The sequence below is a fragment of the Hydrogenophaga sp. genome, assembly GCF_051860785.1.
In the GTDB taxonomy this organism is placed as follows: Bacteria; Pseudomonadota; Gammaproteobacteria; order Burkholderiales; family Burkholderiaceae_C; genus Hydrogenophaga.
The window spans coordinates 1-26,803 of the sequence record NZ_JBIMLB010000027.1; the positions used below are offsets into that span (position 1 = coordinate 1).

Annotated in this window: 22 protein-coding genes and 1 pseudogene; 15 read left to right on the plus strand and 8 right to left on the minus strand. The window is 61.9% G+C overall.

All coding sequences use genetic code 11. From position 1 onward, the window contains the following. Positions 1 to 33 precede the first annotated feature (33 nt). The gene (locus ACTIF6_RS24020; RefSeq protein WP_439590337.1) at positions 34 to 1,056 is read left to right on the plus strand and encodes a recombination directionality factor; all 1,023 of its coding nucleotides are present in this window, start codon (positions 34 to 36) and stop codon (positions 1,054 to 1,056) included. Positions 1,057 to 1,108: 52 nt separating this feature from the next. Here the strand turns inward: ACTIF6_RS24020 and ACTIF6_RS24025 are convergent, their stop codons facing one another. Continuing rightward, entirely contained in the window at positions 1,109 to 1,366 is a 258-nt protein-coding gene (locus tag ACTIF6_RS24025; RefSeq protein WP_439590276.1) for a helix-turn-helix domain-containing protein, read from the minus strand. Positions 1,367 to 1,430: 64 nt separating this feature from the next. Between ACTIF6_RS24025 and ACTIF6_RS24030 the strand changes: the two genes are divergently transcribed. From ACTIF6_RS24030 to ACTIF6_RS24040, 3 genes are all read left to right on the plus strand, one after another. Further along, entirely contained in the window at positions 1,431 to 1,796 is a 366-nt protein-coding gene (locus tag ACTIF6_RS24030) for a hypothetical protein (protein WP_439590277.1), read from the plus strand. Positions 1,797 to 1,807: 11 nt separating this feature from the next. After that, the gene (locus ACTIF6_RS24035; protein WP_439590278.1) at positions 1,808 to 2,833 is read left to right on the plus strand and encodes a hypothetical protein; all 1,026 of its coding nucleotides are present in this window, start codon (positions 1,808 to 1,810) and stop codon (positions 2,831 to 2,833) included. 191 nt (positions 2,834 to 3,024) lie between these two features. Further along, positions 3,025 to 4,659: a Na/Pi cotransporter family protein gene (locus ACTIF6_RS24040; RefSeq protein ID WP_439590279.1), complete on the plus strand. Its 1,635-nt coding sequence runs from the start codon at positions 3,025 to 3,027 to the stop codon at positions 4,657 to 4,659. A gap of 124 nt (positions 4,660 to 4,783) precedes the next feature. On the opposite strand, the gene ACTIF6_RS24045 is transcribed toward ACTIF6_RS24040, so the two are convergent. The 4 genes from ACTIF6_RS24045 to ACTIF6_RS24060 form a co-directional block, all read right to left on the minus strand. Then, entirely contained in the window at positions 4,784 to 5,020 is a 237-nt protein-coding gene (locus tag ACTIF6_RS24045; RefSeq protein ID WP_439590338.1) for a YagK/YfjJ domain-containing protein, read from the minus strand. A gap of 64 nt (positions 5,021 to 5,084) precedes the next feature. Then, the gene (locus ACTIF6_RS24050; protein WP_439590280.1) at positions 5,085 to 5,957 is read right to left on the minus strand and encodes a hypothetical protein; all 873 of its coding nucleotides are present in this window, start codon (positions 5,955 to 5,957) and stop codon (positions 5,085 to 5,087) included. Between the two features lie 58 nt (positions 5,958 to 6,015). Further along, on the minus strand, positions 6,016 to 6,552 hold the full coding sequence (locus ACTIF6_RS24055) for a HEPN domain-containing protein (RefSeq protein WP_439590281.1): 537 nt from the start codon (positions 6,550 to 6,552) through the stop codon (positions 6,016 to 6,018). Between the two features lie 29 nt (positions 6,553 to 6,581). Continuing rightward, on the minus strand, positions 6,582 to 7,274 hold the full coding sequence (locus ACTIF6_RS24060) for a hypothetical protein (RefSeq protein WP_439590282.1): 693 nt from the start codon (positions 7,272 to 7,274) through the stop codon (positions 6,582 to 6,584). Between the two features lie 252 nt (positions 7,275 to 7,526). Between ACTIF6_RS24060 and ACTIF6_RS24065 the strand changes: the two genes are divergently transcribed. The 8 genes from ACTIF6_RS24065 (at position 7,527) to ACTIF6_RS24100 (ending at position 18,541) form a co-directional block, all read left to right on the plus strand. Continuing rightward, positions 7,527 to 8,693, plus strand: a complete 1,167-nt coding sequence (locus ACTIF6_RS24065) for an AAA family ATPase (RefSeq protein WP_439590283.1) — start codon at positions 7,527 to 7,529, stop codon at positions 8,691 to 8,693. Then, entirely contained in the window at positions 8,690 to 10,909 is a 2,220-nt protein-coding gene (locus ACTIF6_RS24070; protein ID WP_439590284.1) for a S8 family peptidase, read from the plus strand. Before ACTIF6_RS24065 ends, ACTIF6_RS24070 begins: the two co-directional genes overlap by 4 nt. Positions 10,910 to 10,959: 50 nt before the next feature. Continuing rightward, complete coding sequence (locus ACTIF6_RS24075; RefSeq protein ID WP_439590285.1) at positions 10,960 to 11,751, plus strand: RNA polymerase sigma factor; 792 nt, start codon at positions 10,960 to 10,962, stop codon at positions 11,749 to 11,751. Beyond that, positions 11,748 to 12,344 carry a hypothetical protein gene (locus ACTIF6_RS24080; RefSeq protein ID WP_439590286.1) on the plus strand — a complete coding sequence of 199 codons (597 nt, stop codon included), beginning with the start codon at positions 11,748 to 11,750 and terminating at the stop codon, positions 12,342 to 12,344. The genes ACTIF6_RS24075 and ACTIF6_RS24080 overlap by 4 nt, the downstream gene beginning before the upstream one ends. A gap of 2 nt (positions 12,345 to 12,346) precedes the next feature. Continuing rightward, positions 12,347 to 15,772 (plus strand): UvrD-helicase domain-containing protein, encoded by a 3,426-nt coding sequence (locus tag ACTIF6_RS24085; RefSeq protein ID WP_439590287.1) that lies wholly within the window; start codon positions 12,347 to 12,349, stop codon positions 15,770 to 15,772. A 200-nt stretch (positions 15,773 to 15,972) separates the two neighbouring features. Next, a complete protein-coding gene (locus ACTIF6_RS24090; protein ID WP_439590288.1) occupies positions 15,973 to 16,794 on the plus strand; it encodes a multiubiquitin domain-containing protein in 822 nt (273 codons plus the stop codon). After that, the gene (locus ACTIF6_RS24095) at positions 16,794 to 18,200 is read left to right on the plus strand and encodes a ThiF family adenylyltransferase (protein ID WP_439590289.1); all 1,407 of its coding nucleotides are present in this window, start codon (positions 16,794 to 16,796) and stop codon (positions 18,198 to 18,200) included. The genes ACTIF6_RS24090 and ACTIF6_RS24095 overlap by 1 nt, the downstream gene beginning before the upstream one ends. 2 nt (positions 18,201 to 18,202) lie before the next feature. Continuing rightward, on the plus strand, positions 18,203 to 18,541 hold the full coding sequence (locus ACTIF6_RS24100) for a DUF6527 family protein (protein ID WP_439590290.1): 339 nt from the start codon (positions 18,203 to 18,205) through the stop codon (positions 18,539 to 18,541). A 444-nt stretch (positions 18,542 to 18,985) separates the two neighbouring features. On the opposite strand, the gene ACTIF6_RS24105 is transcribed toward ACTIF6_RS24100, so the two are convergent. Next, entirely contained in the window at positions 18,986 to 21,376 is a 2,391-nt protein-coding gene (locus ACTIF6_RS24105) for a heavy metal translocating P-type ATPase (RefSeq protein WP_439590291.1), read from the minus strand. A 155-nt stretch (positions 21,377 to 21,531) separates the two neighbouring features. On the opposite strand from ACTIF6_RS24105, the gene ACTIF6_RS24110 reads away from it, so the two are divergent. The 3 genes from ACTIF6_RS24110 to ACTIF6_RS24120 all read left to right on the plus strand — a co-directional run bounded on the left by ACTIF6_RS24110 (position 21,532) and on the right by ACTIF6_RS24120 (position 24,793). Beyond that, on the plus strand, positions 21,532 to 21,723 hold the full coding sequence (locus tag ACTIF6_RS24110) for a heavy-metal-associated domain-containing protein (protein ID WP_439590292.1): 192 nt from the start codon (positions 21,532 to 21,534) through the stop codon (positions 21,721 to 21,723). A 99-nt stretch (positions 21,724 to 21,822) separates the two neighbouring features. After that, positions 21,823 to 22,374: a Cu(I)-responsive transcriptional regulator gene (gene cueR / locus ACTIF6_RS24115; protein ID WP_439590293.1), complete on the plus strand. Its 552-nt coding sequence runs from the start codon at positions 21,823 to 21,825 to the stop codon at positions 22,372 to 22,374. A 49-nt stretch (positions 22,375 to 22,423) separates the two neighbouring features. Further along, the gene (locus tag ACTIF6_RS24120; RefSeq protein WP_439590294.1) at positions 22,424 to 24,793 is read left to right on the plus strand and encodes a heavy metal translocating P-type ATPase; all 2,370 of its coding nucleotides are present in this window, start codon (positions 22,424 to 22,426) and stop codon (positions 24,791 to 24,793) included. Between the two features lie 351 nt (positions 24,794 to 25,144). Here ACTIF6_RS24120 and ACTIF6_RS24125 read toward each other — a convergent pair. Then, positions 25,145 to 25,521: pseudogene (locus ACTIF6_RS24125) on the minus strand (Hsp20/alpha crystallin family protein); the annotation flags it as partial. Between the two features lie 184 nt (positions 25,522 to 25,705). Next, a complete protein-coding gene (locus ACTIF6_RS24130) occupies positions 25,706 to 26,803 on the minus strand; it encodes an NAD(P)-dependent alcohol dehydrogenase (protein ID WP_439590295.1) in 1,098 nt (365 codons plus the stop codon).

Genomic DNA, 26,803 nt, shown 5'->3' on the forward strand with positions numbered 1-26,803 from the left:
TAGCCAGAAAACCCATCAACCCAGTGGCTCAATATTCGACGTGATCACTGGCTCAGTTGTGCTGATGAATCAACACTCGCCCTCACGCCCCCGGTGGTGGGGCGCATTTCGATTGGTCGCGTCGTCGAACGTGGTGGCAAACGCTTGCCCGAGAAAGACGATGAATTCACCCTGACCACCCAGGTCCAGACCCGGGAGGGCTGGATGCTGCACCCGCTCGATGTGCAGTTGCGCAAAGCGCAGGCGGGAGACAAGGCAAGAGATCGTGCCGACGACAAGGTGGGAACGAAGGCGAGCACGACGTCTGGGGCCAAGACCCCGGATGCCCGCGTGAAGTTGCGCAGCATCCCGGTGCGGTTGCTGTTTGACGACCCCGACCTGAACCTGCGCGCCAGCTACTGCCTGTTCGATCGGACCACCGGGCGCCCGCAATGTGTGGGTGACGGGCAGACCTGCCGCCGCGCGACGGTTACTGGCATGCAAACGCTGGAGTGCCGATCTCCGGAAGCTTGTGAGCTGGCCGATCGCGGTTGCAAACCGTTGGGCCGTCTGAACGTGCGCATCGGCGACGAAGAAGAACTGAGCAGCTTCGTGTTTCGCACCACTGGCTTCAACAGCATCCGCACGCTGGCGACCCGGCTCAAGTACTTCCAGGCGGTCAGTGGCGGGCACCTCTCCACCTTGCCGCTGGAGCTGCGCTTGCGCGGCAAGTCCACCCAACAGTCTCACGGCACGCCGATCTACTACGTGGACCTGACGGTGCGCACGGGTAGCAATTTGACGGAAGCCATCAGTCTCGCAAAGGCAGAAGCCCGAGCCCGAACGGAAGCCGGCTTCAGCCAGGCCGAACTGGACAACGCGGCTCGCGCCGGGTTGGCCCAGGGTGCGTTCGAGGAGTCGGCGGAGGAAGGCCCGGCTGTTGTGGAGGAGTTTTATCCACCACCGATAGCAAGTGATGGTGTCACCGGCTCGGGTTCGATTGAAGACTCACCACCACCCACGTTGCTGTCCAAGCTGGAGCGCAAAGCGGCTGCGCGCAGCAGAACACCAGCATAGGTGAAGCCGAAGAGAGCGAAGAAGCAGGAGAAAACGAGAGACGCCCAGGTCGTCAACGTTTGACGTTGCGCTTGGGCATGGCCAGGACCTGGTCAACGAACTCGTGAGGGTCGGCATCCAGCGCGCGAAGGATGTCCAGCAGCTCAATCACATCCAGGCGGCGCAGACCGGTCTCGTACTTCGAGACGAAGGTCTGTGTCCGACGCATCCGCTCAGCCAGGTCCTTCTGCAGCCAGTCACGCTCCTTGCGCAACTGGATCAGCAGTGCGGCAATTTCTTGGTGACGAGAGTCCAGGGTGGGGGCGGGCATTCAAAAAATTCTAGGCGCGCATGACATAAGCCAAATGCGCATATGATATTTAAGGAGAAAGAAGATGTGGATTTTCGTTTTGTGGTCGCTGGCAGCGCTGCTCTCGGCATTGGGGATCGTGATCGACATGCGCCGTCTTGGGGTCTCCCGAGACGGTGTTTCGACCCGAATTTGGACAGGTGCCTCGATCGTCTTCGGCCCATTGGCCGTGGGTGTCTATCTGTTCAAGCGGCCGGCAATGCGTCGGCAGTTGATCGGTGCCGTCTGGCGGCTTGTCGGCGACGCATCACACCCCGCGTCTGTGCGCCTCGCACGCTTGGAAGCCCTGAACCGGATGGGGATTGTTGGACCCACCATTTTCAGATCCTGCCTGCGCGAACTGCGGCAAGGATTGGTTATCAACCGCTCGAAGGAGGAGCGAAGCAAATGAAAGAGAACGCAATGAAAAAGAAACTGACTGCCAAGAATCCGAACCCCACGTGGAGGAAAACACGGGCGGTGCTGGCCACGGCCGCCGTGATCGCGCTTTCCGCTTGTGGCGGCAGTGGCGGCAGTGGCGCCGCCGATGGCACAGGCGGTGGCAGCACCGTACTGACGGGGCGGTTTCTGGACGCGGCCGTCGAAGGCCTGAGCTATGACACACCCACGCAGTCAGGAACGACCGACGCCGATGGGCAGTTCAAGTACTTGGCTGGTGAGATCGTGAACTTCAAGCTCTACGGACAGGCTCTGTCATCTTCCGTCGGGTTCAGCACGCTCACCCCGGGAGACACGGGCGTGGAGGAAACCGATCTGGACCGCATCGTCAACCAGCTGCGCTTTCTCCAAACGGTGGATGCTGACAACAATCCGTCCAACGGCATCCGCCTGCCTGCCTACAACGGGGCATTCAACATCGATTTCGCGCAACGCATCGAGGAGTTCGAGAGCGACCTGGACGTGCAAGCGTTTCTGACAGCTCACGCGGGCGGCCGGCCTTTGGTGACGGTGCAGGATGCCATCGCGCATTTCAGCCAGAGCATTGGCACCGTGTCGGCTGACAACGTGGTGAGTTTCGCGGGCCGCACGGCCACCAGCGCGATCACCAACACGGCGTGCATCAACAACATCCAGGCCCAGCAGCGTTATGCCTTTGGCGCGACTTCGGTCACGCTGAGTGGCTCGGATGGATTCATCAACAACGGCGGCAACTGCACCATCAGGCCTGATGCCACCGAGGTCCTTGAATACAACTCGCACTTCTTCCCGGCTGGAAGCTTCTTGTCCTGCCTGCCCAATTGCGACTACAAGGATGTGAACTTCGTCGGATATGGCCTGGACCCAGACAACCGCACCGTGATCGAATTGAGCTGGCATACGCCGGGAACCCAGAAGGTTCGCTACATCAAGCGTGTCCTGATTGATCCGAGCGCACCGGGAAATGCTCTCGCACTGACGACGTACAAGGGGATCATCACGTTCGATTGATTCGTAGGGTTCATGGCGTGTATTCGCGCACGTCGAGCCGTCGGTCTCGGCAGCCAATCGGAGAAGTCCGGTTGGCTATTTTTTTGCGCAAATGACCACGTGGTGGACCCAGCCCACGATCATCCGTCGGTTACAGTGCGGCGTCCGCAGATCCACCCAACGCCGCTTTTTTTGCTCCCTGACTCGGAGTTATGCACGACATTGTTTTTCCCTTCGCAGGTGGTCTAGGCCTTTTTCTGATCGGCATGATGTTGCTCTCGCAAGGGCTGGTGGCCTTTGGTGGGTCCACGATGAAGCAGGCGCTGGCACATTTCACCGGCACACCGACCAAGGCCTTCGTATCGGGCACGCTGGCGACCATGGCGCTGCAGTCTTCCACCGCCACCACCGTCACGCTGATCGGTTTCGTCAGCGCTGGCCTGATCAGCTTCTCGCAGGCTATCGGCGTGCTCATCGGCGCGAGCCTGGGCAACACCGCCACGGGCTGGATCGTGGCCACCCTGGGTCTGAAGGTCAGCCTGGGTTTCTACACCCTGCCGCTGATCGGCATCGGGGCTCTGCTCAAGCTGCTCGCCAGGGGCCGTGTGACCGAGTTGGGCATGGCCATGGCAGGCTTCGGGCTGATGTTTCTCGGGCTCGACACTCTCCAGCAAGGCATGCGCGGACTGGCCCAGGTGTTCGACCTCGCAGCATTGCCGAGCGGCGGCTTCTGGGCCCCCGTTCTCACCATGCTCATCGGCCTGGTTTTGACCGCTGTCCTTCAATCCTCCACCGCGGCCATTGCCACCACCTTGACCGCCTTGCACACCCAGGCCATCAACTTTGACCAGGCCGCGGCCGTGGTGGTGGGTGCGGCGATCGGCACGACCTTGACTGGTGCCCTCGTGACCGTGGGTGGAACGATCCACGCCAAGCGCACCGCCCTGGCTTACATCCTGTTCAACGCGGTCGTCGGTGCCATCGCCATTGCCCTGCTACCGGTCTTTCTGTGGGCCATTGCCTGGCTGGGCTCCCACGCTGGGCTGGACGCGGGTGCCACCAGCCTCGCGGCTTTCCACACCCTCTTCATTGCTGTGGGCGTGTTGCTGTTCCTGCCCTTCGTGCCGCGATTCGCCCGGCTGGTCGAGCGCTTCCTGCCCGATCGGGGCGAGGCCACCACGCAGCGGCTCGACGCCTCGCTGCTGTCCCTTCCGGCTGTGGCTCTCGAGGCCTCTCAGCGTGCGCTGGAGGTCGCCTCCTTGGGTTTGCTGGACGTTTATGGCGAGATGCTATCCGGCACGGCCACCACCACACACGAGGCCCGGTTGCAGCAGGCGGCCCCCTCATTGAACGAGATCTATGACTTCGTCAGCCGCATCGAGTCGCCCGCAGACGACACGGTGGCCGCTGCCCAGCGCATCGCGCAATTGCACGCCATCGACCACCTGCTGCGGTTTCGCTCCCGCCTCCAGGAACTCACGCAGGCCCGCGTCGACCTGACCGAACCGGGCTATCACTGGGCCATGCAGAACAGCAGGCAGATCCTGAACCTGGCGCGGAGCGGACTGGAGCGACAGGATGTCCAGAGCAGCATGGAGTCGCTGGTTCTCAACGCCATGGCGCTCTCCAAACTGTCGCGCGAAGTGCGTCACGACGTTTTGAAAGCGGCGGTGTCGGGTCCGGACAGCGAGGCCCACATCGCACTGCAGCGCACCGACAGCTTTCGCTGGCTGGAGCGCACCGCGAACCACATCTGGCGCATCTGCCACTATCTGTCTCAGGGCCGCTCCTCTGAGGGTTCACAACGCGAGGTCCAGGAAACCGCGCCTCCACCCGGAGGGCTGTAAGTCCGCGACACTGTTCCAGACATGCAGACGGAAGCACGCCAGCCCGTGCAGTACTCCTCGTGCAGCCAGTGGTAGCACTCGACCTCTACCCTATCGTTTCATGGGGACTACCGCAAACTGCTTTTCAGTGGCGGCTGGCGCCAAAGCCGTGGTGACCAAGGCCAAACTGCTTGGTGGTCGCCTTGCAAAGGTAACTGGCTCTACGGAAGAAAGCGGCAGCTTCCGGCGGCGATTCTGGGTCAAAACGATATACGGCGTTTTCGGGGAAGTGAACCAGACCTTTAGTCAGTTCCAGTGGCAGGCCCAAAGCACTGGCCCATGCTTCTTGGATACGGTTCGCCATGTTCTGCTGATCTGAGATGAGCTTGCACTCCCGTCACGTAGCGGACCTATGCTGCTGACGCGAAAGCGCTAGAAGTCAACCGCTAGCTGACCAACTTCTCGCGGCACAGACGCATGAACTTCTCGTAGATCGGAACGAATGAGTGGGCCTGTGCATTCAGCACGCGAGCATCCTCACGAACCCATTCAGGCCGAGGACCCACGGCGCGCAGGTTATCGGGGAATACACAGACATGGTCGCCATTTCCAACAGGAACCGTCTTCCCCGTCAGATGGTTAGACAGTTCCTGCGCCGCCTGATACAGGACCACGAGGCCCGCCTGAAGCTCCTTGTCGATGAACTCCTTTTCTGGCTGGTCCCATGTCTCGTAAAAATCGAACAGTGGCCGAATGGCCTTACGTGAAAACGGTCCGCCGAAGTCGTGATCACGGAGTAACCGCACTGCGGGATCGAACCCAAACGCCGTCTTCAGTTCCTCATACAGACGCTGGTCATGCGTGGGAGCCTTTTCAACTGCCGCTTCCGGCTTGAACTGCGGGTAGTGTTGAAACAGCCTGGAGTCGTCAAGCGAAAGGTCGTGCCAAATATCGGTCCAGAAGAGGATTGAGACCTCGAACTTTCCTGACCCCATGCGCTTCACGGACAGCTCACGCACAAATGCCTGGAGATTCTTGTCCGTGTCGGCTGTCGTCGCAATGTACAGGTGCGCCAACGGCGGCTTGAAAGACTCCGCCTTGTCCACTTCGTCCTCGACGGTCGCCGTAGACAGACCAGACCATGTGTTCTTGCACTGCACGCCGACCAGGCACCCCTTCTCATCTCTGCCATAGACGTCAACACCGTCCTGTCGTTGGCCTTGTCTTCCATGCAGAGTGAAGTCCGGGCTCCTCCAGCGATTCTTCGCGGCAGAGCATACGATGGCTTCGAATTCGTCCCAGGACTTCGGGGGCGGCATGCGGGTGTTCGCGTAAGTGGGCATATTGGATTGTCAGAATGGCGCACGCGCGCCCAAGTCAAGCATGCGTTGCCTTCTCCGTCGCCTCCACCAAGCTTTTCAGGAACCTGATGGCCTTCTCCAGTTCGTCCTTGCGTACGAGGTGAGCCGCAGGCACCCCGGCGCTCGGCGCTTTTGAGCGATGCACCGCCTCGCCACGCTTCTTGATCAACGCGTCGAGTTCCAGACGAGCGCGGGCGCTGTCGTAGTTGTTCCACTGCCAGCCTGCCGCCACATCGACACCCAGAAAGTCGGAGAACAACTTGCAGGTCTTCTCGGCGCTGGGATTGTTGAACTGCTTGAGCGTCGTCTGCAGATGCCGCAGCACGAATCGATTCTGGAAGCTGTCGTTGCCTTCGCCCAGCCGTTGCTGCACGGCCTCCTGCACACGGTCTTCCACGTAGGTCTCCCATGCGGTGCACGCCATGATGAGCCCTGCGCGCTTCAACACTTCAGCATTCGGCGGTGGGGGAAGTACGTTAATGGCGTTGAAGTGATCGAGTAGTTCCACCGCATCCTTGATGGAACTGTCGAACGTCTCTCTGGCTGTTGGCATGCGGGACCCATCTTGGATGGCGGAAGGATTCAGGGCGCAACGCTCTCTTTGAGCTTTGGCGTGCGATTCGACATTACTTCAAGGTTGTCCAGAGCGAGAACGCGACCGCGCTGGGCCTGAGTGTCGAAGATCGCGATGCGCGACGGGGAGCTGTCGAGCACAAAGCCTGTGGCGATGACTTCGCCCTCGTGCTTCAGCTCGACGCAGGAAATCATCGAGAGCTGGCAGCCTTTCCGGTGTTCGGAAGCCTCGTTCTCCGCTGCTGACTTGCCAGCCGTCTCTCCGAGAGCGGCAGGAACCGCCATGAAAGCTGTCAGCAGGAAGAGCGCGCACGGAACCACGCTCACGAACATCGCCATGAGCAGCATCTGACGGATGAGGCGTCGTCGCCACTCAGGCTGTCGCAACAGCCATGCTGGCGCTTCGCCCAACGCGCCACTCGCAGGCGACAGCAGTATGAAGACATACACGCCGAGGATGACAGCGGCAGCGGCCAACCAATGCAGGTTGCCCAACATAGCAATCAGGATGGCGACGAATCGGTCGACCACCCCGTAGTACCCGTTGATCAAGATCCAGTCTGCCGTTTTGGGAAACAAGCCCGCGTCGATGCCCCAATGCTTGAGATATTGACGATGACGGACGTCGCCAATGAGGTGAAGGGTGACCGTGCCTGCCGCAACGAGAGCGGTAAACAGACTGAGCGCCGTGGGCCAATTCAAGGAAGGCAGTCTCCGGGTCCGAGGAATATCTTCGGTTTGTGACATATGGATACTTTATCCGCTGCAGCTGTAGCTCCGGCTACCGGGCCTAGCTTTAGTCACACCCGCCAAACGCCATTCAGCCCAGCCTGCCGTGCCACCCAATGGCCCGCACCTTTCTCCGTTCGCACCCGTACCTCAAAAAACGTGCGAAAATACTTCTATTCCACTTAGACATTATTAATTTTCCTTGTATATCAACAAGTTACACAAATGTTGGACGAAATGAATGATGTTCAGTCAGATTTAGCCCAGCTGATCCGGCTTGCACTTGCAGAGCAGACGGAGGATGTGCGGCTGTTCGTGGCCCGGCTCGTGCGCAAGTACCGCAACACTGACCCGGAACTAGCTGAGCAGATGGACTTGTACCTCCGCGCAAAGGCACCCCGCGCAAGCGCTCCAATGCGTAAGGTCGCGCCGCCCGCCTCCTCGGCGCAACCACTTCCGGTCGATGACGAATCGAGGTTGTCGCTGCTGAAGGTCTTCAAGGACGATCCCGATCGTGAACAACCGCTGCTGTCTCTGGACTTGGAAGAAGCCTTGAGCCAGTTGATCCAAGAACGCCGGCAGACCAAGCGCTTGGCATCAATGGGCCTGAATCCCACGCGTTCGGCCATCTTCGTCGGCCCACCCGGCGTCGGCAAGACGCTGACCGCACGCTGGCTGGCATCTCAACTGGGTGTGCCGCTGTATGTACTCGACCTGACCGCCGTCATGAGCAGCCTGCTCGGGCGAAGTGGGAACAACCTGCGCGCCGCACTCGACTTCGCCAAACGCAGCCCCTGCGTGCTGCTGCTCGATGAAATCGATGCCATCGCCAAACGCCGCAGCGACGACACCGACATTGGCGAATTGAAGCGCCTGGTCACGGTCATCCTGCAGGAAGTCGATGAATGGCCTGCCACCGGCCTATTGCTAGCGGCTACCAATCACGCGGAATTGATCGACCCGGCGCTATGGCGTCGCTTCGACTTGGTGATCAACTTCAAGGCGCCGGAAATGCCCGCCGTCAAACAGGCCATCAAGCGCTTTCTCGGACCGGACTATGCGTTGTTCGGCCGCTGGATCGACATCCTGACCTTCGCCTTCAACGGCGAGTCGTTCAGCGACATCGAGCGGGATCTTCAGCGTTTCCGGCGCGCTGTTGCCTTGGGCACGGCCTCGGACTCCGACCTGATCGAGGAGTTCGTCAAATCGCGCGCACTCGTCTTGGAACGCCAGGGCCGCATTGACCTGGCTGTCCTGCTGGCCAAGCAGACCCGCCTGTCGCAGCACGCCATCTCCGACATCACGGGTGTAAGTCGCGACACCATCCGAAAGTACACCAGCGAGCAACCGGTAGCAGCGAAGAAAACCTCGAAAGGAAAGCCTGACGCATGAGCCAAACCAATTTTTTGATCGGGCGCGGCGAGCTGCTGACGCATGACATCAAAGGGCCGAAGCGCATGCCGGGCAAGGCGGAGGTTTACTCCTTCGCGCAGGCCGCACAGCGACTCACCCCGCAATTCTCGGCGACCGCGACGGCCCTCGACGCCTTGCCCCCGCACGCTTGTCCTGGCGACTTCGGGGTCGCCCGGCTGACGATGAACCCCAGCTACATCGCCCGGTCGTTCTTCCCAACGGCGATGCTTCGTACCGTCGGCTTGGAATCGATCGGTAGCCGAACCGTGAAGGTGACACCTGGCGGCTGGACCAAAAAGGGCGAGCCCCAGGAGTGCACGACGACAGAACTGTTCGTCGCCGGCAAGCGCCAGGCATTTCGCCATCTCAATGAATGGACTCGGCAGATCGAACCCGAGTCAGACGAAGCGTTGGACCTGGCACACATCGAGCAGTTTTCCGCCTTCACGCCTCGCGAGCGCATCGCCGACTACGGCAGCGCCAAAGATCGCTTCTTTGAGGTCGGCATTCACCTGCTGCCAGATGAAAGCCGCCTGTTCGTCCAGCAAGCCTTCGTGAAGTTCGCCAAGGAGGTGAGCGTCAAGGTCCACAGCGACCTTGGCTTCACGGCAGGCAACCTGTGGTTCGTGCCCGTCGAAGGCAAGCACGACCACATCGAGCGGCTTGCCGAATTCGTCTTCGTGCGCGTCATCCGTCCGGTGCCGAAGCTGCGAGGCATGCGGCCCGTTCACCGAACGGGCGAGGTGACGGTTGGATGTAGCCTGCCGACCGAACAGCCGCTGTCTTCAGAGCCCAAGGTCGCCATCCTCGACGGCGGTCTGCCCAAACAACACGCCATCGGCCCGTGGCTGCGCTCTTACCGTGTCCTGGACGAAGACGCTCAGGACGATCCAGCGGGCCTGGAGCATGGCTTGGCCGTCAGCTCCGCCTTCCTGTTCGGCCCTATCCAGCCGAACGGCACCGCCGCCCGTCCTTTCGCCTATGTCGATCACCTGCGCGTGCTCGACAAAGACGCCGACACGGAAGACCCGCTGGAGCTGTACCGCACCTTGGGATTTGTCGAGCAGGTCCTGCTCTCGCGGCAGTACCAGTTCATCAATCTCAGTCTCGGCCCTGACCTGCCGATCGAAGACACCGACGTACACGCCTGGACGTCGGTAATCGACGACCTGCTGAGCGATGGCGACACCTTGATGACCGTGGCCATTGGGAACAACGGTCAGATGGACCGCGCCTCTGGCAACGCCCGCGTGCAGGTGCCCTCCGATTGCGTCAATGCGTTGGCCGTCGGCGCCGCCAACGACACCGAAGCGACCTGGGCACGCGCGCCGTACAGCGCGGTCGGCCCAGGCCGCAGCCCGGGCGTCATCAAGCCGGACCTGATGGCGTTCGGCGGCAATGCCGGCAACTACTTCCATGTGCTGTCACCAGGAAAGAAAGCGGCGCTCTCGCCGCAGCTGGGCACCAGCTTCGCTTCTCCGTATCTGTTGCGCAGCGCGGTCGGCATTCGCGCCATCTTGGGAGCCGAGTTGTCGCCGCTGGCGATCAAGGCGCTGCTGGTCCACGCCGCAGACGCTGCAACGCACGACAAGCTCGAAGTCGGCTGGGGCAAGGTGCCCGAAGACCTGATGAGCATCATCACCTGCCCTGAAGGGGTCGCGCGCGTGGTCTACCAGGGCGAGCTGAAACCGGGCAAATACCTGCGCGCCTCGTTGCCACTGCCCGTCGGTGGCTTGAAAGGCAGCATCCGCCTCAAGGCGACGTTCTGTTATGCCTCGCCGACCGATCCGCAGGACGCCGCCGCATACACCCGCGCCGGTTTAGAGGTAGTTTTCCGTCCAAGCGACGAGAAGATAAAGGACGGAAAGGCCAACGCCGACACCAAGAGCTTCTTCGACATGAAGAAATACGCCACCGAGGAAGAACGGCGCTCCGACATGGGCAAATGGGAAACGGTCTTGCACAGCGCGAAAAACATGCGCGGCAGCACTCTCAAGAATCCGGTTTTCGACATCCATTACAACGCGCGCGAAGCTGGTCACAAGGCGAACGGCGCCGAGAAGATCCGCTACGCGCTGATCATCACCGTCGAAGCCCCCAAGCATGCCGATCTCTACAACGAGATCCTGCGCGCCTATGCAAAGACGCTGGTGCCGATCCAGCCGCAGGTGTCGCTGCCAATCCGCATTCGATGAATGACCAAAGTCACTGTTGACCCAATAGACAAGAATACTGGAGGCAAGGAATGCCGGCAGCACTCAAACGCAAGGAAATGGACGGTACGCCCTACCGGCGGCCACCTCAAATTCAGGCTTGGATCGAAAAGCTTGAGGTGGTTGATGCGGCATCGCGGCTTCCGCAGTTCGATGGTGCGTCACGGAAGCATCCGGGGTACGTGCCGACAGAAGTCGTGCTTCACTTTCTGCGGCGAGCCTGGATCGACGGCGAAAAGGGACAGTTCGAGCAGATTTTTCGCATCCTGCTGAAGCGTGTTGAGCTGTCACTGCGTTCGACGATCTGGAACTCTCGCATCGGCAGTGCAACGGATATCCGCGACGAGATCATTAACCGTTTTGTCGTGTTGGTCACCAAAGATTGCACGTCGCAAGCCGACCTACTGGACTTCTACGAAATCCACTTCGACCAAGCGATGGTTGCTCTTCGAACGTCCGTGTTGCGCAAGTTCAAGACGATAGCTGGCGACGTCACGACTGTTTCCCTAGGCTCGCAAGAGCCTAACGGCCCCGAAGTCTCACCAGAAGTCGAAGTCGCATTGGAGACATTTTTGAGCGGTGATCCGCAAAAAATTGACGATCCCGCTTTCCGGTCCGTACTTTTCGCTGCGATTGACCGTCTACCCCAGGATCAGAAGCAGGTCATCGGCCTCCTCCTGCAGGGAGTCCCGATCGATGCCAAGGAAAAAGATGTCATGACAATTGCCCGCATTCTGCAGTGCGACGAACGGACGGTTCGCAACCGCCGTGATCGCGCCTGCAAAGCTCTCAAGGCCGTTCTTGAAAAGGAGGCTGAACTATGAGCGCCGAACATCCCAGACTTGACGAAGAAGAGGTTCTCCTTGCGTTTTCCGTTGAGCCCACGCATGACCGCGCAACGTTGGAGCGCTACCTGAACCAGTACCCGGAACATGCGCTAGCCCTCGTGGACTGCTCGATTGAACTGATGATGGATGCCTCCCACTCGGGCGAGGAAGTTCAAATTTCATCTGATCAGGTTGTCGATCAGGCTTGGCAGCAATTCCAGGCAGCAATAGGGTCGGCACAAGGCACTGCTGCTCTGGCCAATCCCTTTGCGCAGTTGCAACCTACAGCGTTCAAGTCGGTGGCCAGGAAGCTGGACATCAGCAATCTTTTCTTGATCCGTGTACGCGAACGGGCAATCGATGCCTCCACCATTCCCCGACGCTTCGTTCAAAAGCTCGCAGCCGAACTTGGCGCGACCACTGATGCCGTTTCAGCCTATCTGCGTAGCCCGCCCACCATGACGACCAGCCTGAGTTTTCGATCAAACGTTAAGCCCGAAGTGGCCGCCCAGATATCGTTCGATCAAGCGGTAGAGACGTCCCAGCTAAAGCCCGCCCAGAAGGAAGCTCTGCAGGCACTGCGAGACTGATCATGGATGCAACCGAGGCTGCACGGCGCGAGGCGGAACGCATCCACCACGCCGCGGTCGCGGACGGTGATGATCCATGGAACCTGCTCGAACTCGTCAGCCGTGAAGCGGCTCGTCGAGATCTCGATGTGTATGCATTAGCGACTGGGGACTCGGCACTGAAAGGCGGGCGAGCAGTGCTCGACCGTGAAGCCGAGTGCATCCTGTATGAAGACATCGGTTCGGCATTCGACCGCGCTTTTCTGATAGCGCACGAACTGGGACATTTCGTCTTGGAGGGCGATGCTCAGAACGTGGTGACAGGCGAAGTCGAACCCGACCGTTCGGCCGAAGAGGCGCCGGTCGGCGTGGAACGCGTGCTCGACTACGGTGCAAGGGAACGTCGTGAGATCCGGATGGATCTGTTCGCACGCGAACTCCTGCTGCCGCGTTCAGTGGTGCGGCACCACCACATCAACAGCGGCTGCTCGTCCGCCAACATTGCTACGCGTCTTGGCGCACCCTTGCAAGTGGTCCAGCAGCAACTGCTGGATGCGCTGCTCTTGCCGAGCGAGCCACCGGTCGGGGCGAAACCTATCGCAGCAGTTCCTGTGCCCACTCCCGACCCGACCCAGATGGAGGCGGCCAACCATCGCAACACGGCATTTCAGTTGCAGGCAGGCCCCGGAACGGGCAAGACCCGCACACTGGTGCAGCGCATCGAGAGTCTTCTGGCTGAGGGAACGGACCCGATGTCCATTCTTGTTCTCACGTTCTCCAACAAGGCGGCGAACGAGTTATGCGAGCGGCTGGCCGCCCGGAATCCGCAGGCTGCCGCAGCGATGTGGATCGGTACGTTTCACGCATTCGGCCTGGATATCGTGCGCCGTTTTCACGACAAGCTTGGACTCCCCGCCAACCCCCGTCTCATTGATCGATCCGAAGGCATCGAACTACTTGAGGACGAGCTGCCGCGGCTATCGCTGCGCCACTTCCGGAACTTGTGGGATCCGGCGCTTGATCTCAGTGACATGCTCAGTGCGATTTCACGCGCCAAGGACGAAGTGGTCGATGCCTCCGGCTACCGGGCATTGGCCGTGGCCATGGCACAGAGTTGCGGTACGGATGCCGAGGCGATGAAGAGCGCCGAGAAGTGCATGGAAGTTGCCTTGGTCTACGAGACTTACGAGCGCCTGATGAAGGCGAGGCAACTGATCGACTTTGGCGACCTGGTTGCCCAACCAGTGCGACTGGTAGAAACCGATACCGAGGTGAGAAGTGCTTTGCGCGCGCGGCACAACCATGTGCTGGTGGACGAATACCAGGACGTCAACCGCTCGTCTGTGCGCCTTCTCAAAGCCATTGTTGGTGACGGGCGAAACCTTTGGGTTGTCGGAGACGCGCGGCAATCCATCTACCGCTTCCGTGGCGCATCGGCCACCAACATGGCCCAATTCACTTTGGATTTTCCTGGAGCGAAGATCGCCCAACTCGGCGTCAACTATCGCTCTCGACAAGAGGTCATCGATGTCTTTACCGCCTTCTCCGGCACGATGAAGGCATCGACTGGCTCCATGCCATTGCACCTGAATTCAAGCCGCGGGGCTTCGGGCGCAAGACCGGAATACAAAGTTGTGCGCTCAACGGATGACGAGATTTCGGCGGTGGCTGCCACGATCAAGCATCGGCAGGAAACCGGCACTGCATTTCGTCAACAAGCGCTTCTTTGCGCATCCAATGCCCGCCTGAGCGAAATTGCCGAGGGCCTCGAAGCCAGAGGCATTCCGGTGCTTCACCTTGGGAGCCTGTTCGAGCGACCGGAGATCAAGGCTCTCCTCGCCATGCTCTCGATGTTGAGCGACCCCTATGCCGTTGGACTGGTGCGCGTGTCCACGATGTCGACGTACGAACTGCCGCTGCAAGATCTCGTGCAGATCGTTGAACGTCTGCGCGAAAGCAAAGTGGCGCCTCTCGAGTGGCGCCTGAATAAAAATTGGCCACCGGAACTCACGGAAGCGAGCAAGACGGCACTGACCCGTGCGGCCATGCTTTTCGACGGGATAAGCCCGACAGGTAATCCTTGGGGCATCTTGGCCACTTGGGTGATAGATCGTCTCGGCCTCGCCAAGTCGCTGTATCTGGCAGGCGATGCGCGAAGCAGGATGAAGGGCTTGGCACTGTGGCAGTTCCTCAACTTCTGCCATCAACAACCCTCCGGCACCGGTGCGCCTTGTGTGCGACTCCTTGATCGTATTCGCCGACTCGTCCTGCTTTCGGAAGATCGCGGATTGCGCCATTTGCCAGGTGGTGCCGACGGCATCGATGCCGTTCGCCTGATGACGATCCATGCCAGCAAGGGCCTTGAGTTCCACACCGTGCATATTCTTGGCATGGTGACCTCGGGCTTGCCACGCAACAACATGGCACCGCGCTGTGTACCACCTGACGGGCTCATTCACGGCTCCGACGGAATGACCGGGCTGGAAGCGGTGAAGGCCGGGCACGACGAGGAAGAGGAATGCCTGTTCTTCGTTGCCCTGTCCCGCGCGCGTGATCGGTTGTTTCTCTATGCGTCGTCAGTTCAGTCGGATGGCAAAACGCGCAACCCTTCCAAGTTCATACCCTCCATCTTGCAGCACCTGGTCCAACCGCCGGCTCCCGAGCAGCGGCATGCAGGATTGCGACCGACGTCGGCCCTGCAGATTGTTTGGGAGCAAAAACCGGTCTGGACAGACAGTCAGGTCAACCTGTTCGAACGATGTCCACGCCGGTTTCTCTATACCCATGTAATGAAACTCGGGGGCCGCCGTACCGAGACGGCTTTCATGAAGATGCACAACGTGGTCGGGGACGTGTTGGATTGGTTGAAGGCCGCGCATACAGTGACGGCGCCGACCGAAGCCGAACTCGGCGCGCGCTTTGACGAAGCATGGCAAGCCAAGGGATCGGTCGATCATGGCTATGCAGAAGACTACCGCCGCATCGCTCGGCGGCTGGTGGACGTTGTCATCGAGACCCGCAGCCGCGGCGTACCGGCTCCCGCGACTCCAATCTCTCTCGGGTGGGCGGAAGGCGAAATACTTGTCCAGCCGGACAGTGTCGCCCGGGGCGACAAGGGGCAAATCGTCGTTCGGCGGGTCAAGACCGGGAAGCCGCGATCCAATGCCTTCGATGACATCGAGTACACCTTGCTCCACCTCGCGACCACGCAAGCTTACGGTGGATCGGCCCAGGTCGAGGTGACCTACTTGACCAGCGAGACAACGCAGCCGATGGAGATCACCGAGCGAAAGCTCAAGACGCGCAGCGAGAAGGTCCAGGATTTTGTCAGGCGTGTCCGCGCTGGCGACTTCCCCGTGAAGGAAGAAGCGCGCACTTGCCCGAGATGCCCCAGCTTTTTCATCTGCGGTGACCTCCCGGTTGGCGCAATCACCATAAAAAAAGCTTGATCCAGCTTTCCGGTTCGGAGATTAGCCGCGATTGACTTAGTGGAGGCCAAGAAAACTGCAATCCCGCAGATGGCCAACAGAAAGTCAATCAAATGCAGACTCAAAATCCTGGCGATGACAGCCGTATTCCACTCGAAGACGTAGGCGCAGCCATCCGCGAAGGCCGTGGTCTTCGCCTGGCACACCTCTATCGCATCGTGGTGGCCGATGAACAGCTCAACGAGCGCCACCTGGATTTGAGCGATCCGGTCCCCACCGGCCGCCAGATCCTGCAGGCTTCTGGAGTTCGCCCGGTGGCTGACTACAGCATCTACGCGATCCGGCCATCCGGCGAATTCGAAGATCTGCGTCTCGACGAGACCTACGACCTGCGTGAACGCGGCGCAGAGCGTTTCGTCATCTTCCAGACGGACCGCGCATTCAAGTTCACGATCGACGATCGCCAAATGGAATGGGGCAAGCCCTCGATCAGCGGCAATATCTTGAAGGCGTTGGCCGGCGTTCCGACCGACACCTATGACGTCTACCTCGAAGTGCGTGGCGGCGGCCAGGATGTTCTCATCCGTGACGCCGACTTGATCGACCTCAGCAAGCCGGGCATCGAGCGCTTCATCACGCTCATCCGCGACACGACGGAAGGACTGGCGGCGCTGCCGGAGGCCGATCAGCGCTATCTGGACAGCCACGGCTTCGCCGTGGAAGTGGTTGGTGACGGCACGCACACGGGCGTTGTGCTGAAGCAGATGCAGCTGCCGCAGGGCAAGTTCAACCACCCGGCTGCCGACGTGCTGGTGATTCTGCCGCCCGGCTATCCCGACGTGGCGCCGGACATGTTCTTCTGCGACCCCTGGTTGACGCTGGTGTCCGCTGGTCGCTACCCGACATGTGCGGATCAGCCGCACGCCTTCATGAGCCGCAACTGGCAACGCTGGTCTCGCCACAACACCAACTGGCGGCCGGGTGTCGATGGCTTGCACACGATGATCAAGCGCATCGAGCACGCACTGGCGGAGGCCAAGTGATGTCGGCCGCAGCGATGGACATCATCTTGCTGGAATCCCATGAAGTGGCGCTGCGTGCGCTGCTTCATCGGGAGAACGGCTCGGAGGCAGCGGCCTATGTGCTGTTCGGCAAGGCCGAAATCGCAGCAGACCCATGGTCCAACCAGCCGCGCATCCGCCTGATCTCTCACGAGGTGGTACCGATCACGTCAGACGAGATGGTTTCGTCCTCCTCGACGCATGTGACGTGGTCGACGCAGGGATTCATGCGACTGCTGGGCCTGGCACAGCACCGCAACCTCGTTCCTGGGCTGGTTCACACGCATCCTGGCGCGAACGCGTTCTTCTCCGACCAGGACGATCGCAACGAAGCTGAGCTTGCGCGCACCACCTTCAACAAGGGCGCACAGGGACTTGTCAGCATGGTCTTCGGTCAGCACGATGCCATCGTGGGGCGCCTCTGGACCTCGACCAAGGCATCCACGCAAGCGTCGTCCATCTCCATGGTCGGAAGCCAGATCAAGATCTGGCGCGCGGATGCTGAGTGCAAAGACACGGAGTTTCTGGCTCGGCAGGCAGCGCTGTTCGGCAAAGGATTCAACCCCATCGTGAGGACACTGCGCGTAGGCGTGATCGGTTGCGGTGGTACCGGCAGTGCAGTGGTTTCCCTGCTGACCCGGCTGGGTGTCGGCCACCTGGCGTTGATGGACAACGACACGATCGACACGACCAACCTCAATCGTGTTCACGGTTCACGCGCCGCGGACGTGCCTGCCAAGCTGACCAAAGTGGACATCCTCGCACGCGAAATCGAGGCGTGCGGGCTGGGCAACCACGTAGTCACCCGGCGGGCGTGGGTGGGCGATCCATCGCTACGTGACGTTCTACGGTCTTGCGACGTGATTTTCGACTGTACCGATGACAACCAGGGCCGTCTGACGCTGAACCGGCTTGCCCACTACTACGGGATTCCCGTGATCGACGTGGGATTGCGCATGCGGTCGGCGAAAAGCGGGGTGGACTACGACATGACGGGCCGCGTCACGACGATCAGACCAGGCAACCCTTGCCTGATGTGTCTTGGCGTCGTCAACGCCCAGCGTGCTGCAGCCGAAGGTCTGCAGCGCAATGATCCCGCGGAGTTTGAACGCCGCAAGGCTGAAGCGTATGTGGAGGGCGGCGGCGACCCAGCCCCGGCAGTGGTCACGTTCACCACCAGCATTGCTTGCGCCGCGGTGGATGAACTGATCCAGGGGTTGACAGGCTTTCGCGGCCAAGGCGGTATGGCGCATAACCGCATTCGCCGATTCGACCGTGTGGAGGATCGCTCCATGACGTGTCGACCCGTTCCGACATGCCCCGTTTGTGGAGCCGAGGCCACCTGGGGCCGCGGTGACGTGAACCCCTTTCTCGGCGTGATCGGGTGACTATGACGCGCTTTTTTGCAATGATGCTGCGCCGCCTCGGTCTTCTGGACTTCAACTTTCTCGTGAAACGAGTGGCTCGACATCCGGGCAAGGCCGAGATCCCGGCGGGTGAGCTGTGGTTGGTTGTGGACGGCCGTGTCAAGAAATGGGCCTGCTTAAGTTGCCCAGGCGGGTGCGGTGTGCAGATATCGCTGTCGCTGAATCCCGAACGTCGTCCACGTTGGGAAGTTGAAAAAGACTTTTGGCAGCGCCCCACGGTCTCACCCTCGATCCATCAGCAGAAAATGTGCCGATGTCATTTTTGGATTCGGAAAGGACTGATCGAGTGGTGCAAGACTTGAGCACTTGGAAAAGGTAAAGCTCGCCCATAGAAATTACGGCACAGCGCCGTGGGCGCCACTACGATACCCCCAGAAGTGAGCACACGACGCGCAGACCGGCGAATCGCGTCACCGAGTCGCCCTGCACCGCATAAGTACATAGAGCCCAATGCAGTCGGTCGACAACTCGAAGGCAAAGACTGATGCGCAGCGCTCACGGGACCGTGGCTTTTGTCAAGTCGTGAATCCGGCAATGCGCTGGTTTAGTCGACCCGCTACGAAAAAGGTCGGGGGCTCCTCCGGCGAGGGTGTGTGCGAAGCAGCGCTCACGGGCAAACACGGCTGGTACCGGCGAAAAATGGGGCAAGTCCAATGTTACGGTGATCTTGCGCGCGTGGAGTACACCGACGTCAAAAGAATGTGAATAAAGGGCGCTGAGGTCTTCGTTGCAGCGCCCATCTGGACTCAGCTTCTCTTTTTCCAACCCCGCAGCAGCAGCGCATTGCTCACCACGCTCACACTGCTCAACGCCATGGCCGCGCCAGCCACCACCGGGTTGAGCAAACCCGCTGCCGCCAGCGGGATACCGATCACGTTGTACGCGAAGGCCCAGAACAGGTTCTGGCGGATCTTGCGGTAGGTGCGGCGCGAGATGTCGATCGCGTCGGCCACCAGCGCGGGGTCGCCGCGCATGAGCGTGATGCCGGCGGCGTGCATGGCCACGTCGGTGCCGGTGGACATGGCGATGCCCACGTCGGCCGCCGCCAGGGCCGGCGCGTCGTTGATGCCGTCGCCCACCATGGCGACCGAGCGGTCACCCTCTTTGAGCCGGTTCACGATCGCCGCCTTGTCCGCAGGCAGCACCTCGGCTTCGATGTGGTCGATGCCGAGCACCCGGCCCACCGCCGCAGCACTGCCCCGGTTGTCACCCGTGAGCATCACCGTGCGAATACCCAGGGCCTGCAGGCTCTTCACCGCGGTGATGGCGCTGGCCTTGGGCGCATCGCCAAAAGCGAGCATACCCACCAGCACGGGGGCGTCCGTCACGTCGGCCAGCCAGGACACCGTGCGCCCTTCATCCTGGAGTTGGCGCGATGGCTCGGCCAGTGCGGACATGTCCACACCCAGCTCCTGCATGTAGCGCGGGCTGCCCAGGCGCAGTGCGCGGCCCTGCACCTCGGCCGACACGCCGCGCCCAGGCACGGCACTCACCTTGGCGGCCGAGAGCGTGGGCACGTTGGCCTCTTTCGCGGCGTCCATCACGGCGCGCGCCAGCGGGTGTTCGCTGCCAGCCTGGATGGCCGCGCTCCACGACAGCAGGTCCGCCTCATGGCCCGCCGCTGGCACGGCCGACACCAACTGTGGCTTGCCTTCGGTCAGCGTGCCGGTCTTGTCGAAGGCCACCGTGTCGATGCGGTGCGCCACCTCCAGCGCTTCGGCGTCCTTGATCAGGATGCCGTGGCGCGCGGCCACCCCGGTGCCGGCCATGATGGCAGTGGGAGTCGCCAAGCCCAGGGCACACGGACACGCAATCACCAGCACCGCGACAGCATTGAGGATGGCCTGCTCCCAGTTGCCGGTGGTCAGGCCCCAACCCAACAAGGTGATCGCCGCGATCACCAGCACCACCGGCACGAAGACCGCGCTCACGCGGTCCACGACACGCTGGATCGGGGCCTTCTTCGCCTGCGCCGACTCGACCATGCGCACGATGCGCGAGAGCGTGGACTCGGCGCCCACGGCCGTGGTCTCCACCAGCAACAAACCCTCGGCATTGACGGCACCCCCGGTGACCTTGTCGCCGGCGTGTTTGGCCACCGGCAGGCTCTCGCCGGTGATCAGCGATTCGTCCACCTGGCTGGAGCCGATGGTGACCACTCCGTCTACCGGAATGCGCTCACCGGGGCGGATGACCACGATGTCACCCAGCTTCACGCGCGCCACGGGCACGTCCACATCGCCGTAGGGCATGCGCACCCGCGCCACCTCGGGCTTGAGGGCATTGAGGGCCGCAATGGCGGCGGTGGTCTGGCGCTTGGCGCGCGACTCCAGCCACTTGCCCAGCAGCACCAGCGTGATGATCACGGCCGAGGCCTCGAAGTACAGGTGCGGCGTGCCGTGCTCGGCGTGCTTGAACAGCAGGTAGACGCTCAACCCGTAGCCCGCACTCGTGCCCATGGCCACCAGCAGGTCCATGTTGCCGGCGCCGGCACGCACGGCTTTCCAGCCCGCCTTGTAGAAGCGTGCGCCGAGCCAGAACTGCACTGGCGTGGCCAGCGCGAGTTGCAGCCAGGCATTGATCATCCAGTCGGCGCCGAACAGCATGCCGATCATGGGAAGGACGAGAGGCAACGAGAGCGCGGCAGCCAGCGCCACCGGCCACCAGGGCTCGCCCTTGCTGGCGGCGGGCTGTGTCGCGCCACCGTCTTCGAAAGGCGTGGCGCTGTAACCGGCCCCGTCCACCGCGGCCACCAGGGCTCCCGGCGCCGTCCCCGCCGCGCGCACGGTGGCACGTTCGGTCGCCAGGTTGACCTCGGCCGCCTGCACGCCGGGCACGGCCTTCAGCGCCTTTTCGACGCGGCCCACACACGAAGCGCAGGTCATGCCTGCGATGGCGAATTCAAAAGTTTCAGCGCCCACGCTGTAACCGGCTTTCTGCACCGCAGCCGCCAGGCTGGCGCCCGTGGTGGTGGCGGCTGCGTTCACGGTGGCCCGTTCCGTGGCCAGGTTCACGCTGACGTCGCTGACGCCGGCGACGGCCTTCAAGGCCTTCTCGACGCGGCCCACGCACGAGGCACAGGTCATACCCTCGATGGGCAACTGGTGCTCGGTGAGCGAGAGGGTGGCGGTGTTCATGAGGGGTCTCCGATGGGTTGAGACAACGGATGCTCGGCCTTGACACGGTGGTCAGGTCAAGGCCCGATGCGGATCGCACCTACCGGCACCGCTTGACCTTGCCCCCGTGGCAATGCCCAAAGTGCGGACTCCCTCAACTTTTTTTGGAGTCATCCATGCACGAGTTCCTCATCCCCGCCATGACTTGCGGCCACTGCGCTTCCAAGGTCAATGCCTCCCTCAAACGGGTCGACCCGGCCTGTGATATCCAGGTCGATGTGTCGCAACGCAAGGTCAACGTGCGCAGCGACGAAGACCGCGCCGCACTGGTCGAAGCGCTCAGCGAAGCCGGCTACCCACCGGCCTGACGACCGTTCGTCAAGACCCCCACCCGGGGTCTTGACCTTCCCACGGTGTCAAGACTCATCCTTGGCCCTATTCAGATCCCTGCCCTCACGGAGCACACCATGCCCCCCCTCATGAACATCGGCGAAGCGGCTGCTGCCGCTGGCGTATCGGCCAAGATGGTCCGCCACTACGAACAGATCGGCCTGCTGCCTGCGGCCGAGCGCAGCGAATCGGGCTACCGCCTGTATGGCGAGCGCGAGGTCTCGGTGCTGCGCTTTATCCGCCAGTCGCGCCGCCTGGGCTTTTCGGTCGCGCAGATCGCCGAGCTCGTCGGCCTGTGGAGCGACTCGCAGCGCAGCAGCCGCGAAGTGAAGGCCGTGGCCCAGCGCCACCTGGCGGACCTGGAGGAGAAGCGGCGCGAGATCAAGCAGATGATGGACGGCTTGTCGGTGCTGGTGCATGCCTGCCACGGCGATGACCAGCCCCACTGCGCCATTCTGGACAAGCTCTCGTTGCATAGCCACGCCCAGCACCAGCCGGACCACAAGTCGCAGCTCAAGAAGGGCAACCACAAAAACAACGGGGCCAACAACGGTGGGTCCAACCACATCGACCTCATGGCGTGGATGCGCGGCGTTCACGTGCACCAAGCGCCCATACTCACCAGCTGATTGCCGCTCTGACCACCCAATGGCGCGAAACTTCCAGGAAGGGAAAGATATGGACACGCAAGCACAACACGACCATGCGGGCCACCACCACGGTGCGTCCAAACCCCTTCACCCCGCAGCCGGACTGAACGACCCCGTGTGCGGGATGGCGGTCACCGAGAAGTCGCCGCACCACCTGGAGCACGCGGGGCGGCACCACTATTTCTGCAGTGCGAAGTGCCAGGCCCGGTTTGCTGCCGAGCCGGCCCGGTTTATTCAAACCGAGGCGGGGAGTCATGCGGCCCCCGCACCCGCTCCAGAGGCCAAGCCCGGCACGGTCTACACCTGTCCCATGCACCCGGAGATCCAGCAGGACCATCCGGGCAACTGTCCCAAATGCGGCATGTCGCTGGAGCCGGTCATGCCCGATCTGGACGCCGACGAGAACCCGGAACTGGTGGATTTCCAGCGGCGCTTCTGGTGGACCTTGCCGCTCTCGGTGGTGGTCACCGTGCTGGCGATGTTCGGCCACAACTTCGGCTGGTTCGACATGGCCACACAGAGCTGGATCGAGCTGGTGCTGACCGTGCCGATCGTGCTGTGGGCCGGCTGGCCGTTCTTTGTGCGCGGCGCGCAATCGATCGTGAACCGCAGCCCCAACATGTGGACGCTGATCAGCCTGGGAACCGGGGCGGCGTTTGTGTACAGCGTGGTGGCCACGGTGGCGCCGCAGGTGTTCCCCGACTCCTTTGTCTCGATGGGGCGGGTGTCGGTGTACTTCGAAGCGGCGGCGGTGATCATCTCGCTGACCTTGCTGGGGCAACTGCTGGAGCTCAAGGCACGATCACAAACCTCGGCGGCGATCCGCTCGCTGCTGGGTCTGGCGCCCAAGACCGCGCGGCGCATCTCGGCCGACGGCCAGGAAGAAGATGTGCCACTGGCCCACGTGCATGTGGGCGATCTGCTGCGCGTGCGCCCCGGCGAGAAGGTGCCCACCGACGGCACCGTGGTCGAGGGCAGCAGCGCGCTCGATGAATCCATGCTCACGGGCGAGCCGTTGCCGGTGACCAAGCGGGTCGGTGACAAGCTGATCGGCGCCACGCTCAACACCAGCGGTGCATTGGTGATGCGCTCCGAGCACGTGGGCTCGGACACCGTGCTCTCGCAGATCGTGCAGATGGTCGCCATGGCACAGCGCTCGCGCGCACCCATGCAGCGCATGGCCGACCAGGTGGCGGGCTACTTTGTGATGGGTGTCGTGGCGGTGGCGCTGCTCACCTTCTTTGGCTGGGGCTTGTTCGGGCCCGAGCCGAGCTGGGTCTATGCGCTCATCAATGCGGTGGCCGTGTTGATCATTGCCTGTCCGTGTGCCCTGGGCCTGGCCACACCCATGTCCATCATGGTGGCCACCGGGCGCGGTGCCACCAACGGGGTCCTGTTTCGGGATGCCGCCGCCATCGAGAACCTGCGCAAGGTCGACACGCTGATCGTCGACAAAACCGGCACGCTCACGGAAGGCCGCCCCACGTTCGAACGCGCCGTCGGGCACGGGAGCTTCCCCGAAGACGAGGTCTTGCGCCTCGCCGCCAGCCTGGACCAGGGCAGCGAACACCCGCTGGCCGCCGCCATCGTGGCTGCAGCGAAGCAACAGGGGCTCGCGCTGGACAAGCCCGAGCAGTTCGACTCCGAGTCCGGCATCGGGGTGAAGGGCGTGGTGAGCGGCAAGGACCTGGCCTTGGGCAATACGGCGCTGATGCAACAGCTGGGTGTGGACGCGTCACCTCTGGCGACAGAGGCCGAAGCTTTGCGTACACAGGGCGCCAGCGTCATGTATCTCGCGGTGGACAAGGTTCTGGCCGGTCTGCTGGCCGTGTCCGACCCGGTCAAAGCCACCACGGCCGATGCGCTGGCGTCGCTGCGCCAGGCGAACATCCTCGTGATCATGGCCACCGGCGACGGCCTGACCACCGCGCGCTCGGTCGGCCAGCGCCTGGGCATTGACGAGATTCACGGCGAAGTGAAACCAGCCGACAAACTCAAACTCGTGGAGAAACTCCAGGCAGAAGGCCGCGTGGTGGCCATGGCGGGCGATGGCATCAACGACGCGCCGGCACTGGCCCGCGCCGATGTGGGCATTGCCATGGGCACGGGCACCGACGTGGCGATGAACAGCGCCCAGCTCACACTCGTCAAAGGCGACCTGCGTGGCATTGCCACGGCCCGCGCGCTCTCTGTGGCCACGGTGGCCAACATGAAGCAGAACCTGGCTTTCGCCTTCGTCTACAACGCCCTCGGCATTCCACTGGCTGCCGGCCTGCTCTACCCGTTCACGGGATGGCTGCTGTCACCCATGATCGCCGCGCTGGCCATGAGCCTGAGTTCGGCCTCGGTGATCGGCAACGCGCTGCGGCTGCGCGGTGCTGTCATCCGGGAAGAGTGATAAAGGCGCAGACATCCAACTGAAAAGACCTTCTCTCCAACACTGGAGAGAAGGTCTTGAAGGTCTGGCTCGAATGCAACGAAGCGTTGACCGCAGGAGGCCCAGCCTCAGTTCTTCGTCGTGATGCTCGGCTGATACAGCTGGTTTGGGATGCCCGTCGCGCGAAGGACGACTTTCCTAAGAAACGGCCTCGGTCGGCTGAAGTGTGATGCCGAACCTTGCAGCACGTCGATGCAGTTGCTTGACCACCCGCTCTCGATAGCACGCCTCGTAGAAGTTCACGCCGGGATCGACGTATTTCATACCGAAACGCATGGCGTTGTAGAACAGCACGGCAATCTTGCGCGCGGTGGCGATGCGCCGGGGCTGGGCCGAAGCTCGGCGCTGAACGGTGATGCGCAGCACGCCGTCGTGCAGCTTCGCCTCGACCTGCTCTGGATCGGCATCCTCAGGAAGCGTGATCACCCGGCGAAAGCGGCCTTCAAATCGCTCGTTGATGTGCACGGCTGTCTTGGCGTCCGATTCGGGCAGGGAACTCTTGCGCTCACTCGCCACGCTCAGAAGGCCACGCTCCAGTTGCACCTCAAGAGTGGCCGGATCGACGCCAGGCGCAAAGACGTAGATTTCGATGGTTTTGGCGTGCCGCCCACGTTCAGGGCGGAAAAGCCATTGCGGGCGAAACCGGGGATAGAGGGAGACAGATCGCGTGGGAACAAGGATCGGTACATGGCGAAACCTCCATTCAAGGGTTGAACAGAGCGCCGGAGGCATCTCCAGCGCTTCCGGCCGAGAAATTAAGGCCGGGAGCGTGAAGTTTCAAGAGGTGCTCTGCCGAAGACGACCGACGGATCCCGCCTGCCCGCTTCGCAACGCCAGGCCCAGAGCTACGGCGCAGGCGCGGCCCGATCTGGCTCACGGCTTGATGGCGACTTTGAGCACGCCGTCGCGCTGATGGGCAAACAGGTCGTACGCGGCAACGATGTCCTGCAGCTTGTACTGGTGCGTCACCATCAGGCCGAGGTCGATCCGGCCCGAGGCCAGCACGTTCATCAGCCGGCGCATGCGCTCCTTGCCACCCGGGCAGAGCGCCGTGACGATTCTGTGGTCGCCCAGACCGGCCGCAAAGGCCGACATGGGAATGGTCAGATCGCTCGAATAGACACCCAGGCTGGACAGGGTGCCTCCTGGTTTGAGCACGCGCAGGGCCGACTCGAACGTGGCCTGGATGCCCAGTGCCTCGATTGATGAATCCACACCGCGCCCACCGGTGATCTTCATGATCTCGTCTACGACGTCGCACTGGCTGAAGTTGAGCGTGAGATCGGCGCCCATCTTCTTCGCGATCGCTAGGCGGTGGTCGTTGCCGTCCACCGCGATGATGGTGGACGCGCCCAGCAAGCGCGCGCCAGCGGTGGCGCACAAGCCGATGGGTCCTTGGGCGAAAACGACCACCGTATCGCCGATGCGGATATTGGCGTTCTCTGCCCCCTTGAAACCGGTGGACATGATGTCGGGGCACATCAGCACCTGTTCATCGGTCAGGCCATCGGGGATGGGTGCCAGGTTGGCTTGCGCATCCGGCACCAACACGTACTCGGCCTGGGTACCATCGATCAGGTTGCCAAAGCGCCAGCCCGCGGTGGCCTTGAAGCCGTGGCAACCGCACAGGCCCTGGGGAACCAGGTAGCTGCCATCTTGCGAGGGGAAGCCATCTTGGGCGGCATAGGAGTTGAAGTTGGGACAGATTGCTCCCGCGATGACACGTTGACCTTCAGCATAGCCCTGCACTGCACTGCCCAGTTTCTCGATCACGCCAACCGGCTCATGGCCGATGGTCAGGCCCTTGGCCACCGGGTACTCACCCTTGAGGATGTGCACATCGGTTCCGCAGATCGTCGTGGTGGTGATGCGGATCAGCGCGTCGTTGGGACCCAAATCGGGAATGCGTTTGTCGACCACTTCGATGCGGTTCTTTTCGACGAACACCGCAGCTTTCATCATGGCGGCCAT